Annotated in this window: 14 protein-coding genes; 6 read left to right on the top strand and 8 right to left on the bottom strand. The window is 70.3% G+C overall.

The genetic code is table 11. From position 1 onward, the window contains the following. The first annotated feature begins 2 nt into the window (after positions 1 to 2). Complete coding sequence (locus tag SYV04_RS33160; RefSeq protein ID WP_321549999.1) at positions 3 to 674, top strand: hypothetical protein; 672 nt, start codon at positions 3 to 5, stop codon at positions 672 to 674. Then, complete coding sequence (locus tag SYV04_RS33155; RefSeq protein ID WP_321549998.1) at positions 671 to 1,267, top strand: head protein; 597 nt, start codon at positions 671 to 673, stop codon at positions 1,265 to 1,267. Before SYV04_RS33160 ends, SYV04_RS33155 begins: the two co-directional genes overlap by 4 nt. Positions 1,268 to 1,292: 25 nt before the next feature. Here the strand turns inward: SYV04_RS33155 and SYV04_RS33150 are convergent, their stop codons facing one another. Together SYV04_RS33150 and SYV04_RS33145 are read right to left on the bottom strand one after the other, a co-directional pair. Further along, a complete protein-coding gene (locus tag SYV04_RS33150; protein ID WP_321549997.1) occupies positions 1,293 to 2,156 on the bottom strand; it encodes an AAA family ATPase in 864 nt (287 codons plus the stop codon). Between the two features lie 361 nt (positions 2,157 to 2,517). After that, complete coding sequence (locus SYV04_RS33145) at positions 2,518 to 2,991, bottom strand: cupin domain-containing protein (protein WP_321549996.1); 474 nt, start codon at positions 2,989 to 2,991, stop codon at positions 2,518 to 2,520. Positions 2,992 to 3,205: 214 nt separating this feature from the next. Between SYV04_RS33145 and SYV04_RS33140 the strand changes: the two genes are divergently transcribed. Both SYV04_RS33140 and SYV04_RS33135 read left to right on the top strand, forming a co-directional pair. After that, positions 3,206 to 5,134 carry a serine/threonine protein kinase gene (locus SYV04_RS33140; protein ID WP_321549995.1) on the top strand — a complete coding sequence of 643 codons (1,929 nt, stop codon included), beginning with the start codon at positions 3,206 to 3,208 and terminating at the stop codon, positions 5,132 to 5,134. Between the two features lie 104 nt (positions 5,135 to 5,238). After that, the gene (locus SYV04_RS33135) at positions 5,239 to 6,153 is read left to right on the top strand and encodes a DUF2381 family protein (protein WP_321549994.1); all 915 of its coding nucleotides are present in this window, start codon (positions 5,239 to 5,241) and stop codon (positions 6,151 to 6,153) included. Between the two features lie 6 nt (positions 6,154 to 6,159). Here the strand turns inward: SYV04_RS33135 and SYV04_RS33130 are convergent, their stop codons facing one another. From SYV04_RS33130 to SYV04_RS33115, 4 genes are all read right to left on the bottom strand, one after another. Further along, positions 6,160 to 6,567, bottom strand: coding sequence for a helix-turn-helix domain-containing protein (locus SYV04_RS33130; protein ID WP_321549993.1), 408 nt, complete (start codon positions 6,565 to 6,567; stop codon positions 6,160 to 6,162). A 128-nt stretch (positions 6,568 to 6,695) separates the two neighbouring features. Then, complete coding sequence (locus tag SYV04_RS33125) at positions 6,696 to 7,346, bottom strand: suppressor of fused domain protein (protein ID WP_321549992.1); 651 nt, start codon at positions 7,344 to 7,346, stop codon at positions 6,696 to 6,698. A gap of 50 nt (positions 7,347 to 7,396) precedes the next feature. Beyond that, positions 7,397 to 7,984 (bottom strand): hypothetical protein, encoded by a 588-nt coding sequence (locus SYV04_RS33120; protein WP_321549991.1) that lies wholly within the window; start codon positions 7,982 to 7,984, stop codon positions 7,397 to 7,399. Between the two features lie 37 nt (positions 7,985 to 8,021). Next, positions 8,022 to 8,552 carry a hypothetical protein gene (locus tag SYV04_RS33115; protein ID WP_321549990.1) on the bottom strand — a complete coding sequence of 177 codons (531 nt, stop codon included), beginning with the start codon at positions 8,550 to 8,552 and terminating at the stop codon, positions 8,022 to 8,024. Between the two features lie 294 nt (positions 8,553 to 8,846). Between SYV04_RS33115 and SYV04_RS33110 the strand changes: the two genes are divergently transcribed. Next, on the top strand, positions 8,847 to 9,245 hold the full coding sequence (locus tag SYV04_RS33110; protein WP_321549989.1) for a c-type cytochrome: 399 nt from the start codon (positions 8,847 to 8,849) through the stop codon (positions 9,243 to 9,245). A 6-nt stretch (positions 9,246 to 9,251) separates the two neighbouring features. On the opposite strand, the gene SYV04_RS33105 is transcribed toward SYV04_RS33110, so the two are convergent. Further along, complete coding sequence (locus tag SYV04_RS33105) at positions 9,252 to 10,148, bottom strand: LysR family transcriptional regulator (RefSeq protein ID WP_321549988.1); 897 nt, start codon at positions 10,146 to 10,148, stop codon at positions 9,252 to 9,254. A 109-nt stretch (positions 10,149 to 10,257) separates the two neighbouring features. Here SYV04_RS33105 and SYV04_RS33100 point away from each other — a divergent pair, with 109 nt between their 5' ends. Further along, on the top strand, positions 10,258 to 10,908 hold the full coding sequence (locus SYV04_RS33100; RefSeq protein WP_321549987.1) for an NADPH-dependent F420 reductase: 651 nt from the start codon (positions 10,258 to 10,260) through the stop codon (positions 10,906 to 10,908). A gap of 33 nt (positions 10,909 to 10,941) precedes the next feature. Here SYV04_RS33100 and SYV04_RS33095 read toward each other — a convergent pair whose 3' ends face one another. Continuing rightward, positions 10,942 to 11,727: a hypothetical protein gene (locus SYV04_RS33095; RefSeq protein WP_321549986.1), complete on the bottom strand. Its 786-nt coding sequence runs from the start codon at positions 11,725 to 11,727 to the stop codon at positions 10,942 to 10,944. Positions 11,728 to 11,730 lie beyond the last annotated feature (3 nt).

The raw sequence follows: 11,730 nt of genomic DNA, 5'->3' as shown, positions 1-11,730 counted from the left end.
TCATGGTGACTCCGGTCCACGTCTCGCAACTGCCCACCCGAGGACCGGAGATGACGCTCCAGAAGTTCGTGGCGGCGACCGTGAGCGCACTGCTCGCCTCGTGTAGCGCCACCCGCCATGTCTCCCTGTCCTCAACGAGCCTCGACAGCCCTTCCCGATTCGTGCTCATCCTCCAAGAGCACCCGGACGGCCAGCTCACCCACGTGTGGCACCCCGTCGAAAGCTTTGAACTCTCCGCCTACCAGCTCCACCCCGACAGCCAGGTAGGTCAGTTCGTGCCTGTAACAGCTCGGCCGAGGGATTGTGACCAGGAGAACCAGGACTGTTACCGCAAATGCATGGATCGCCCGCTTCCTCCTGGGTACGGGGGTTTCACCTCTCCACGCAAGCGGGGCGGGAAATCCGAGTTCTGCCGAGGAGAGTGCCAACAGGCCTATGACGACTGTCTGGAGTTGGAGCGGCTCCGCCCTCAGGAGTTCACGGCGACGGACGGGGCCATCGACTGGTTGAAGCGCCACCGGGCGGGCCTTCTGGTGGGAAGTGTCATCATCATCGCAGGGGTGACCTTCGTGGTCGTCTCCGCAGGCGCGGGGCTCGTTGTCCTGGCGCCGGTAATCCTGATGACATCCCCGGAACTCCAGCATGGTGTTCCTGTCGCGGAGGGCCCGCGATGAACTCTCGCAAGCTCACCTCCAAGGCCAAGGAGTTGCTCGCGGAGCTGCGGGCGAAGGCTCCCTCCGAGGAGCAACAAGAGCTTCTGGATGTCCTCTTCGATGCCCTCTTGTTCATCGACTCCACGGGCCAGCTCTACGCCTTCGAGGACTATCGCCAGCACCTCGCCTCCAACGACCCTCCGCGCGTGGTGGCTTCGTTCGACACGCGCGAGGAGGCGGAAGCCTGGTTGCAGGCACTCCCTGAGCCACCCTCGTCGGCCTACGTCCTGATTGCGGACCGATACCACCTGCTCTCCTACAACCGAGAGCTGAAGCACCGCCGCCTCTTCCCCCACCCCGTTCTCGAGTACTTCCTTGGCGCTCGGATTCGAGACGGGCTGCCCCCGCCCGTGGCGTCCTTCGCCACGAAGCAGGAGGCCGAGGCTTGGTTCGAAAACGAGGCCGCGCCCCCCCAACAGGCCGTCATCACCATCTCAGGGGAACCCCACCTCGCCGTGTATCACCCCAATATCCACCACCGAGCGCTCTACCCCTTCTCCATGGCCGCCGCGGGGGAGGAGCCGCAAGCGCCTCTCGAAGAGCCCTCCGAGTAAAGCCGTCACACGGAGGGGCGCCCGCTCACATCATCGCCAGCCGCTGGCGCCAGTCCGCCACGTCCTCCGGCGAGGCGCTCACCCGCACCGAGCCATCCTCCGGCTCTCGCGAGAACACTCGCACCTCCTCCGGGGACACGTGCTCCAGCAGCTCCGGTGACGACGTCGCCAGCACCACCTGCACCGGCTCGCCTCCCAGCTTCCCCGTCGTCATGCCCCGCAGCCACGCCATCACATCCCCCAACAACCACGGCGGCAGCCCCCGCTCCGGCATGTCCACCGTCAGCACGTCCGGCGGCGGCCGCTGGTACGGCAGCACCAGGTACGCCAGCAGCACCAGCACCGTGTCCCCCACCCGGTCCGGCGAAATCCACAGGTCCTCCCGCCACGCGTCCCGAAACCGCAGCCGCTGCGTGCGCCCCTTCCCCTCCCGCAGCTCCACCCCGCCCACCGTCGGCACCAGCCGGCACAGCTCCTCCACCACCCGCTGCCGCGCCTCCGGCGGCAATGCCGCGAACACCTCCGACAGGTTGTCCCCCGTCCGGTTCAACACCGGCGAGCGCCCCCCGCGCCCCTCCTCCCGCATCGCCGCCAGGTCCAACGCCAACGCTTGCAGCGTGTGCCCCTGCATCGGCGTGGAGTCCAGCGCCCGCAGCGGGTACTCCACCCGCATGCGCCGCCCGTTCTCGTAGCGCCACTCCACCACCGGCCGGCCCGTCTCCTCCTGCCGCCAGTAGTCCTTCACGTCGCAGCCCGGTTGGAAGTCCAGCCCGTCCAGCACCGCCGTCTTCCCCGAGGCCTGCGGCCCGACCAGCACCGTCAACGGCTCCAAGGGCAGCTCCACCTCCCTCAGGCACCGGAAGTTCTCGAAGCGGACCGAGCGAATCATCCCCCCAGTCTACCCAACCCCCCACGTGGCCCCAGGCACACCGTTGGGACTGCAAAAAAGCGTCGGCCCGCGGCGCCTTCCGGTTCTCGCCGGAGCGCTCGCGGGCCGCGTAGCGGGGCTCCCTCGCCGGAGCCCCCGTGTCTCTGTACGCCACGTGGACGTGGTCGCCGTGTTCGCTGATCCCTCCCCCCAGGTTCGGAGGCGAAAATCTCGGTACAAAAGAGGTATCCGCCCGGCGGAGAACAAGTTGCGTGGGAACGTGCGCATGCCGGCGGCTTTACGCGCCATGCACCCACATCCTCCCTGCCTCCGGAGACCTCCCGCATCATTATATGCGGGAGGTGCATTTCCCCCGCCCGGCTCAGCCCGGGTGGGTGAGCTGGCGCACCAGCTCGGCGTGCTCCGGGTGGCGGGCCAGCAGCTCCTCGCGCGGGGGCATCCGCCAGTCCGCGAAGTCGAAGCCCGGCGCCACCGTGCAGCCCACCAGCGTGTAGTCCCCCTTCGGTAGCGCCGCCTGCAGCACCCCGGCGGGGATGACCACTTGAGGCCGCTCGCCGCGCGCCACGTCCCGGCCGAGCACCACCGTCTCCAGCCCTCGCTCACTCAACAGGTAGAGCGTCAGCGGCGCCCCGTCGTAGAAGTGCCACACCTCGTCCGAGGCCACCTCGTGCCACGCGGCGAAGGCCCCGCGCGGCAGCAGGTAGTAGATGGCCGTGCCCGCCGAGCGCGGCCCTCGCGGCGTCTCCACCCGCAGCGGCGCTCGGTATGTCTCCTGGTAGTAACCGCCCTCCGGGTGAGGCCGGAGTCCCAGCGTTCGCACCAGCTCGTCGACCATGCGCCGACTCTAGCGGCTCGCACGCCTCGTGGACACGTCACGCACCCTTGGCTCAACCCAATGGGTCATCTTTCTTGAACCAACCCTCCCTACGGGTCATACTGATTCAGACCCTCCTGCTGGGTCACATGGCCCCTCACGAAGGCGGGCCGGTGGAGACGCGACGGGTGAGCCGGCGGTCGGCTCTGCTCGAAGCGTCTCTGGAGCGCGTTTGATGCAGCACCCCCGCCACCTGCTGCCGGACATGATGGTGGGCCCCTGGCGCATCAAGGGCCCCTTGGGCACGGGAGGCTTCGGCGCGGTGTTCCGCGTGGAGTCCGCCGGCACCGAGTATGCCCTCAAGTTCGCCGTCCACGGGCCCGACAGCGAGGACCTCAATCGCACGGACGCGCGCGCGCGGCGCGAGCTGGCCTGCCTGCTGCTCATCTCCCACCCCAACGTGGTGCGCGTCTGGGGACACGGGCGCTGGCCCGACCCACGCAGCGGCTTCCACTACGTCGTCATGGACTACGTGGAGGGCCTCACCCTCGTGGACTGGGTGAAGCAGGCGCGCCCCACGCCGCGCCAGGTGGTGCGCCTGTTCGACACGCTGGCGCTCACGCTGGCCGCGCTGCACGCCCAGGGCGTCCACCACCGCGACTTGAAGGGGACCAACATCCTGGTGCGCGCCGCCGACGGGCAGCCGGTGCTGGTGGACTTCGGCGCCGCCGAGCACTCCGCCGTCTCCTCGCCGCTCACCGAGGGGCCGCTGCCGCCGGGCACCCCGCACCTGCGCACCCCCGAGGCGCTGCGCTTCCACCGCGAGCAGTACACCGACCCCGAGGCGCGCTACCCCTTCCAGCCCACCGATGAGCTCTACGCGCTGGGCGCCACGCTCTACGAGGTGCTCACCGGCGCGCCGCCCTTCCCGCCGCACCTGCCCCGAGATGTCCTCATCGGGCTCATTGAAACGAAGATGCCCGCCTCGCCGGACACGCTCAACCCCAGCGTGCCGCCCGCGCTGGCGGAGCTGGTGCTGCGGCTGCTCGCGAAGCGCCCCGAGGAGCGCCCCGCCAGCGGCCGGGTGCTGCATGAGCAGTTCCAGGCGCTGCTGCGCGACGAGGCGCCCGCGTGGGACGCGCCCCTGCTGCCCGGCGCGGACACCGCGACGACCGAGGGCATGGGCGCCGCACCCGTCGCCGCGCCCATCGCCGTGCCCGTGCCGAGCCTGGAGCGGCTGCCCCCGCCCCCCGTGAGCGAGGCGAGCGCGCCCACCGTGGCGCCGGCGCGGCAGGCGCCGAGGCGGTGGCGCTGGGCGCTCGCGACCCTCACGGCCGGGGTGCTGCTCGCGGTGGCCCTGGCGGCGCTGCGCGGCGGAGGAGACAGCTCGCCGGGCCTGCCCCCGCCCCCGCCCACCGCCATGGAGGCCCCTTCACCGCTGGAGGCGCTCCCCCCGCTCACGGCGAGCGACTCGGGCACCGAGGACACCCTTCCCTTCGCCCTCCCCTCTACCGATGCCGGGACCTGGCCCCTTGTCCAGGCGCCCCTTTCCCTCCCACCACAGAAAGGTCCATCCCTCATGAGGCCCAAAGCACCCGCGAAGCACTCCGAGCCCCCGCAGGCGCCGGAGCCGGAGCAGCCCCGCGGCTCCGGCGCCAGCCCGCCCAGCAAGTTCGCCGGCGCGCTCGCCGCCTGCATCCTCACGGGGAGCTGTGCTTCCACCGACCCCGTCGTGCGCCCCGACGGCGCGCTCTCGCAGCTCTGTCCCCCGGGCGCCGCGGAGGCCATGCGCAGGGACCTGGGCATCTCCGAGCCGGTGCTCCACGAAGTCGCCATGCCCGGCAACCACAAGGGCGAGTTCTGGGAGGAGGGCGAATTCTGGCTGGTGCGCGAGGGGCGCCACGAAGTCACCACCTTCGAGCAGCTGCGCTGGAAGAAGATGCCGGTGGGCACCGCCATCATCGGCGACTTCTTCATCGGCGACAGGCTGTATGCGCGCTTCACCGAGGTGCGCTTCCCGGACGGCCGGCGCTTCCCCTTCTGCGGGCACCTGGTCGGCCGAGACGACGGGGAGACCGGACAGCCCTTCCTGAAGGGCTCCAAGGACGGGGCGATGAAGGTGCTGCCCGTGTCCTACGTGTCCCCTGACTTCTACAAGCATTGAGCCGTTCCGCCAGGGGGGCGTACCAGCGGCCGTGCGCCTCCCTGGCTCCAGAGGCATGATAGAGGCGGTGCCTGCGCGCCATCCCCCCCTGGAGGTTCCGCCGCTTGCGCTCCTCATGCCTCGTCCGCCTCCTGGTGCTCCTGCCGCTGGCGGGTGCCCCCCTCGCGCGGGCGCAGCCTGCCCCTTGCCAACCGGAGGGCCGACGCCTCGAGCTGGCGGATGGCACGGCCTCTCCCCCCGAGGTCTGCATCGCCCCGGGCCTGTCCACCACGCTGCTCTTCGACGCGCCCCTCCTCGAGGGCGAGGTGGTGCTGGAGGGACGTGAGCACTTCGAGCGGGTGGAGGCGGCCGGCCGCACGCTGGTGCTGGTTCCCACGGAGAAGCTCCCCGCCACCGCGCGGCTTCGGTTGGAGGTGCGCTTCGCCCCGGGCACCGCCCCCACGCGCGCGGCGTTCAGCCTCGTGGCCCGCTCCGCCCAGGCCGAGCGACTGGTGGAGGTGTCCCGCCCCCCGTCGCCCACGGACTCCTGCCCCGCGCGGGCCGAGCAGCTGGAGGCGGCGCTCCAGCAGTGCCAGGCCGAGCGCGCGCGCACTTCCGAGCCCTTCGGCGACCCACCGAGCCTGGCGGCCATGTTGATCGGCGGCATGTTCGACGAAAGGGACATTCGCGCGCTGCGGCTCGACAAGTCGGAGCTCACCGCCGCCCCGGGGGAGGTGGTGCAGGTGGAGCGCCTCTCCCTGCATGGCACGCGCTCGCGGCTGGCGGTGAAGGTGCTGCTGCGCAACCGGGACGCCCGTCCCTGGGTGCTCGCGGGCGCCTCGCTGACGGACGCGTCCGGACAGGTAAAGCAGGCGCTGTGGATTCAGCGAAGGGAGCCGCTCGCCCCGGGGGCCTCGGACTTCGTGTGGCTGGAGCTGGAGATGCCGGGCCCGGGAATCTCTCCGCGCACCTTCACCTTGCAGCTGTGGGACGAGGGCCGGCAGCGCACCGCCACCGTGCGGGGGGCTCGGCTGCCGTAGCCCGGCTCACGGACGCGGGGTTCCCTTCTTGCCCTTGGCGGGCTTGCCCTTGTGAACCATCGCTCCGGCGATGAGGCTCAACAGCTTCACCTGCGCGGCGCTGAGCTTGCGCATGCGGCGCAGCAGTCGCCGCATGTCCGCGGTCTCATCGGCGCGGCCCTTGGCCTCCTCCCACGGGAAGCCCGCATCGCCCGTCATCGCCTCCAGGCCGAGCAGCTCGTGCGGCGGCACGTTGAGCACCAGGCACAACCGCCGCAGGTTCTCCACGCGCGGCAGCATCTGCCCGCGCTCCATGCGCCCGTACACTTCCGAGGCCATGCCGATGCGCTCGGCCACGTCTTCCTGGGTCAATCCCGCCCGCATGCGTGCGGTGCGCGCCACGGCTCCGAGAATGCTCGCAAGGGGTTTTTCCATGGGTTCGCCATTCCGTTTCGGGGGTCCGACGCGCCCCAGGCGGCGCATCGGAGTAACCCTGAGGGTCATGTCGATCCATCATACCCTAAGCGTTTAGTGAAGAGGTCTTTGGATGTGGACTTCGTGCCTCAGATGACGGGCGCGCGACGGGCGCGCGACAGGTGCTCCTCACCGTTGCGCGCGAAGCGGCGGGCCAGTTCGGCGCGGCCCTTGGCACCGTTCTGTCGCACGTACTCGAGCTCCTCGGCGAGCAGCAGCTTCACGGTGACCAGGTGTACGTCTCCGGCGGGAGTCTGGATGAGGGTGGGCAGGGTGCTGGAGCCCATGCCGAGCAACACGCCCACCGAGTCATCGGCGGTGACGAGCGAATCGGGCATGCCTTCGCCGGACAGCTCCACCGACACGAGCTTCATCTCATCGAGCAGCTGGCGCAGGCCGCCGTGGCCCGCGGCCGTCTGGCACACCTGCACGAGCGCCTGGAAGGGCCAGCTGTCCTGCACGCGCGGCAGCGGCTCGTCCGTCTCGAGGATGCATTCGATGCCGAAGCCCATGGAGGGCCCGTCCTGGTCATCGAACGGATCCGACAGCCCGTCGCTGGCGAGCAGCATGCCGCCCGGGCGGTGGATGACCCGCCAGGCCTGACGCAGGCTGGGCCAGCGCGGACCGCCGTTGAAGGTGGGGTTGAGGATGAAGGTGAGGACGTCGGCCTCCATCCTCCCCAGCGTGCCGTAGGCGGCATCCCGGGCACGGGCCATCTTCTGCAGGAGCTCCTCGTGCATCCCCCCACCTTACGACGAGCCGTGCCCGGGGAGGACTCCCCCCCGGCCGCTCAGCGCTGGGGACGCTCGGGCTCGGCGCGCACCACCCGCGCCACGGACGCTCCGTCCTTCAGCACGTAGGAGGCGCGTACCTCGGTGCCCTCCTGCAGCGACTCGATGGAGCGCACACGACGGGCCTGCACCGCGCACGTACCCTCGTCGGCGAGCAGCTTCATCGGCCCCTGCCCCGGCACGTCGATGGAGAGCACGTTGCCCGAGGCGAAGCTCAGCGTGCCGGACACCAGCGTGACGTGCTCCTGGGAGGAGAGCGCCTCGGCGCATGCGTATTCCTCGCCTCCCGCCTTGCCTCCGCCGCCCAGGGCCTCTCCCCGCCGTAGGGGCGCGCCGGAGCGGTCTCGGTCCAGGCCCAGCTCGTGGGACACCTGGCCATAGAGTCGCTGGCGCACGTCTCCGGGCTGGGGCGACTTGTCCACGTGGGCCCAGGGGCCGGGCTCCACATCCGCGGCGCCGCCCGCGCCGGCGCTCACGCCCACCGTCGCGTCATCCGCCGCTGGCACTGGACACTCGCCGCGCTTGCCCTCGCCCGCCACCGCGCTCATGCCTAGCGCCAGCGCTCCCGCCAGAATCCACCGTCTCATCGGCCCTCTCCTCATGGCTCGGGTGTCATGCCTCGCTTCACGGAGGCGATTGCTCCTCCAGCGTGCGCTCCTCGAAGGCGGCGATGGCCACCCGGCGACGCTCGGCCGCGGCGAACAGCAGCCCCAGCGGCAGGCCGAAGCAGAACGCGTGCATCAACATCTGGAAGAACTGCGGCGTCTCCAGGAACCATGGGAAGTAGCCGCGCCCCATGAACTGGAACGTCACCACCCAGACGCCGATGGCGAAGAGCATGCCCACCGCCGTCTGGTGCGTGACTCGCGAGCGCAGCTCGGGCGACAGGCGCGCGTCGATGAGCGAGTAGGCCACGCCGAGGAACGCCGAGAACATGAAGTGGACGCCCACGCCCACCACGACGGTGAGCGCCAGCGGCGTCACCCCCAGGGCGCGGTCTCCCAGCACCACGCTGGCGGCATAGCGCGCGGGTGTGAGCAGCCCGCTGCCTCCCATCCAGGAGGCCAGGGACTCGGCCACGGCGAAGACGACACCGGCCAGCATTCCGAAACCCAGCCCGTTCTTCGCCGACCAGGGAGTGGTGGACCACGCCATGCCGTGCCTCCTCGAGGGGTGCCGCGCAACGGGCGCGGGGGAGGCCTGATCCGGCCCCGCCTCTCCAGAGGGTTGTCATCCAGTGGACGCGAGGCAGACAGGATGAGCGGATCGCCCGGGCTCTCGCCCGCTCGGCGGGAAGGCAGGCACGCGCCGTGTACCCCTGTCCTGCGCCGAACGCGGAGTGGGACGGCCGGGAGCTTGTCGGCTGGGCATGCGGCCTTCACCTTCGGCGGGCTTCGCGGGATTCGCCCGCGCGCAGGGGCTGCCACCACCCCTCGGAGGCCTTCCGCCATGCCGTCTCTTCCGCGCCGTATCGCTGTCGCCGTGGGAGCTCTCGCCGCGCTCGTGCTGGGAAGCTGCGGCGGAGACTCCGAGCCCACTCCCGAGCCCGTCAGTGACTGCCCCACGGGAGGCACCACGCTCACCGCGCAGAACTTCGGGCTGGCGTTCTTCCAGAGCTACTGCACGCGCTGCCACAGCTCGACGCGCACCGGCGCCGCGCGCAACGGAGCTCCGCCCGACTTCAACTACGACACGATCGAGGGCATCCGCGCGCACCTGCGGGACATCGACGCGGAGGCGGGCGCGGACGGCAGCGCGGTGAACACGGAGATGCCGCCGGGAGACCCTCGGCCCACGGACGCGGAGCGGCGCCAGCTGAGCGAGTGGATCGGCTGCGGGGCGAACTAGCGGGGCTCAGCGCTCGCGGCTGAGGAGCTGCTGGAGGAAGTCGAGGAACACGCGCACCCGGGGCGTGTTCTGGCGGCGAGGCAGACACAGCGCGCGGATGGGAGGCCCCTCGGCGGCGTAGGGGGCCAGCACCTCCACCAGGCGCCCGGCGCGCAGGTGCTCGGTGACCACGAAGTCGAACGCCTGGCAGATGCCGAGCCCCGCCACGGAGGCCTCCACCATCAGCTCGCCGTTATCGATGCGGAAGCTGTCCGGCGTGCGCACGGTGACGGGGCGGGCCTCGCGCCGGTCTCGGAAGCTCCACTCGCGGGTGACGCCCGAGGGGGTGACGAACTTCAGGCACTGGTGGCGCTCCAGCTCCTTGGCCTGGCGCGGGGTGCCATGGCGCCCGAGGTACGCGGGCGAGGCCACCGTCACCCACTGAGGGACGCGAAGGGTGCGGGAGACGAGGCTGGAGTCCTCCAGCTCGCCGATGCGCACGGCCACGTCCACGCCCTCCTCGGCCATGCGGGTGAAGCGGTCGGTGAGCGAGAGGTTGAAGGACAGGCGCGGGTGACGCGCGCCCAGGCGCCCCAGCTCCGGCACCACGAGCCGCCCGAGGATGAGCGGCATGGACACCTTGAGCACGCCCTCGGCGACCTTCTGCGACTGGGCCAGCAGCTCGCGCCCGGCCTGCATGCGGGTGACGGCCTCGCGGCAGTGCTCGAGGAAGGTGGTGCCCTCGGGGGTGAGGGACACGTGGCGCGAGGTGCGGTTGAGCAGGGTGACGCCCAGCTCGGCTTCGAGCCGGGCCACGGCCTTGCTGACGGCGGCGGTCGTCACGCCGAGGTGGGCGGCGGCCTTGCGGAAGCTGCGCTCCTCCGCGGTGTGGAGAAAGGGGAGCACGCCGGAGAACAGGTCCATGGGTGCATTGTTAACCCAAAGTTGACGGAGGGTTGAGAGAGCCGGTGATTCTCAACCGGCGCGGCAGCGGGGTACTTTGACGGCCACACAGCGCAAGGAGCAGAGCGACATGAAGATCGGCATTTTCGGAACCGGCGTGGTGGGAGCGACCCTGGGCAGCAAGCTCGTGTCCCTGGGGCACGAGGTGAAGATGGGCTCGCGCACGGCGAACAACGAGAAGGCGGTGGCGTGGGCGAAGGGCGCGGGGGCGAAGGCGTCGCAGGGCACGTTCGCGGACGCGGCCTCGTTCGGAGAGCTGATCTTCCACTGCACGCTGGGGTTCGGCGCGGTGGAGGCGCTGCAGGCGGCGGGAGCGGGGCCGCTCAAGGGGAAGGTCGTCATCGACACGACGAACCCGTTGGACTTCTCGAAGGGGTTTCCGCCGACGCTGTTCGCGGGGAACACGGACTCGCTGGGTGAGCAGCTCCAAGCGGCGTTCCCGGAGACGAAAATCGTGAAGGCGCTGAACACGGTGTCGGCGGAGGTGATGGTGAACCCGGGGAAGGTGAACGGCGGGGACCACGACCTGTTCGTCTGCGGCAACGACGCGGCGGCGAAGGCGACGGTAGGCGAGTTCCTCAAGACGCAGTTCGGCTGGAAGACGATCCACGACCTGGGAGACATCAGCATGGCGCGGGGCACGGAGACGTACCTGGCGCTGTGGGTGCGGCTCTACGGAGCGCAGAAGACGCCGCTGTTCAACATCAAGGTCGTCCGATAGCTGGGCAACGGGTGCATCGAGCCGCTCGGCGTGTCAGTGGACGGGCGGCCCGAGCGGAGGGCGCCGCGTGGGCTTCACGTGGCGCTCGTGGTCGTAGAAGCACTCCGGGCCGAGCACCGAGATGAGCTGGCGCTCACGAGCGTCGCCCTCGGGAGTACCGGCCTGGGAGGGGAGTTCGTAGGGCTGCACCAGAACGAGCTCGTCTCCGAGCTCCTGCCGACATTCAGCGGGGAGCGCGTCGAGACGCTCGGAGAAGAGCCGGACGAAGGGGGCACCGAGGAAGTTGCGCCAGTACAGGCCCGCGAGCCCCTCGCTGTAGTCGCGCACGGTGAAAACCTGTTGCTGACCGAACCCATCGGCGTTGGGAACGAGCCGGTTCGTCTTGCGGTCGAAGTCCTCGTCGATGCCAGCCTGTGCCAGAGGCGATCCCACGAGCGACATGAGTTCCTGGACCTGACGCAGGTGCGCGGCACGCCACCGGGGCTTTGCGGCCTCCTTCGCGGAGGTGGTCCAGAGGATCTTCCCTGTATACGGAAACTCAGGCTCGGGCCGCGAGGCGTCCCCCTTCGCGGGAAAGATCGAGATGTAGTCGCGATCCGTGCGCGCCGCTACGCGCAGCACCTTGCGCTCCTCGTAGAAAGCCCCCAGGGCGTCGTAGTCCACGTGCTCCGGGTCGAGCTTCCCATCCATGAAGGCGAACCCGTACCGCGTGGGCCGGAACCATCGGTATTCCTCGAAGACGAGACGAAGGAACCTGCAGACGCGCTCGGTCGACGGAATCTCGGGAGGAAGCCAGATCTTTGTATCGAAGTACTGCATCAG

It is taken from the genome of Hyalangium ruber, from assembly GCF_034259325.1.
GTDB classification, from domain to species: domain Bacteria; phylum Myxococcota; class Myxococcia; order Myxococcales; family Myxococcaceae; genus Hyalangium_A; species Hyalangium_A rubrum.
Note: the sequence above shows the minus strand (reverse complement) of the source record. Positions and strands in the feature narration are given on the sequence as shown.